The sequence below is a fragment of the Streptomyces sp. NRRL B-24085 genome (assembly GCF_001282115.1).
Classification (GTDB): domain Bacteria; phylum Actinomycetota; class Actinomycetes; order Streptomycetales; family Streptomycetaceae; genus Streptomyces.
This window is the reverse complement of sequence record NZ_LJBR01000506.1, coordinates 1-1,181: the sequence shown is the minus strand read 5'-3', so window position 1 is coordinate 1,181 and position 1,181 is coordinate 1. Positions and strand designations below refer to the sequence as shown.

2 protein-coding genes and 1 pseudogene are annotated in these 1,181 nt (G+C 73.9%); 2 read left to right on the top strand and 1 reads right to left on the bottom strand.

All coding sequences use genetic code 11. The features are described 5' to 3' along the window. Positions 1-286, top strand: a pseudogene (locus AOJ26_RS38020) (hypothetical protein); the annotation flags it as partial. Next, complete coding sequence (locus tag AOJ26_RS38015) at positions 283-759, top strand: hypothetical protein (RefSeq protein ID WP_053852908.1); 477 nt, start codon at positions 283-285, stop codon at positions 757-759. The pseudogene AOJ26_RS38020 and the gene AOJ26_RS38015, both read left to right, overlap by 4 nt. Here AOJ26_RS38015 and AOJ26_RS38010 read toward each other — a convergent pair. Next, a partial coding sequence (locus AOJ26_RS38010; RefSeq protein ID WP_159044488.1) for a class I SAM-dependent methyltransferase occupies positions 728-1,181 on the bottom strand: 454 nt, incomplete at its 5' end. The genes AOJ26_RS38015 and AOJ26_RS38010 overlap by 32 nt on opposite strands.

Genomic DNA, 1,181 nt, shown 5'->3' with positions numbered 1-1,181 from the left:
GGGCGGGGACACCGGCGCCTACCTCAACGCCTACAGCTGGGTGTGGGACAACGTGCTGCACTTCCGGGGCGCCGCCGCCGGGCAGCCGGCGCTCCGCTGCCCGGACGTCGATCCCACCCACTTCGTCGTGCCCGACCTGCCCTGGATCGGCTGCGTGTGGGAGCTGCCGCCGATCCTGCACGAACGGGACGCCTGGGTGCGGCATCTGCTCGCACCCGAAGTCCCGGACCTCCAGGCCTACTTGGCCGACTCGCTGCCCGAAGGAACCACGGGGGACCGCTCATGAGCAGCCCGCACGACTTCGACTTCTTCCACGGCGACTGGGAGGTCCGCAACCGCCGCCGGGCCGACTTCCTCGACCCGGACAGCGCCTGGGAGGAGTTCCCCGCCACCAGCCGCTGCCGGCCGCTGTTCGACGGGGCCGCGAACATCGACGAGATCGACATGCCGCACTTGGACGCGAAGGGCGCGACCCTGCGGCTCTACGACCAGGAGACCGGACAGTGGTCGCTGCACTGGGCCACGAGCCGCAGCGGGACGCTGTTCCCGCCGGTCGTGGGACGGTTCGAGGACGGTCGCGGCGTGTTCCACGGCGACGACACCTACGGCGGAAGAGACGTGCGGGTGCGGTTCGTGTGGGCCGACGTGTCCCTGGCCGCGGCCCACTGGGAGCAGGCCTTCTCCGTCGACGGCGGGCAGACCTGGGTGACCAACTGGACCATGGACTTCAGCCGGCCTTCCGGAAGGCCCGCACGCTGAACACCGGGTCGGGGCGCGGGAGTTCCTGGTCGGGCAGGGCCTCCACACGGGCGGCGAAGGCTTCCGTGCGCGGGTCGCCGGGCGGCAGCAGGGTGAACCAGCCGCGCCGGAGGTCGGCGGCGGTCCGCCGGGGGCTGCGGCCCTGACCGCGGCCCGGGAACCGGGCCCGGCCGGCCGGGTGCAGGAGGTGGCCGGCGGCGTACGACTCGACGAGCGGCGCCGCGTCCGGGGCCGGGCGGCGCGGACGCGGGGCGAGGACGGCGTCGATGTCGCTGCCGACGTCGTGGGCGGCCGCCTTGTCGACGGTGGTGACCCACACCCCGCCCGGTCTCAGCACCCGGGCGCACTCGGCGACCACGGCCCGGACGTCCTCGGGCCGGTCGAGGAGGTGCAGCAGCCACACACTGGTGACGGCGTCGAAC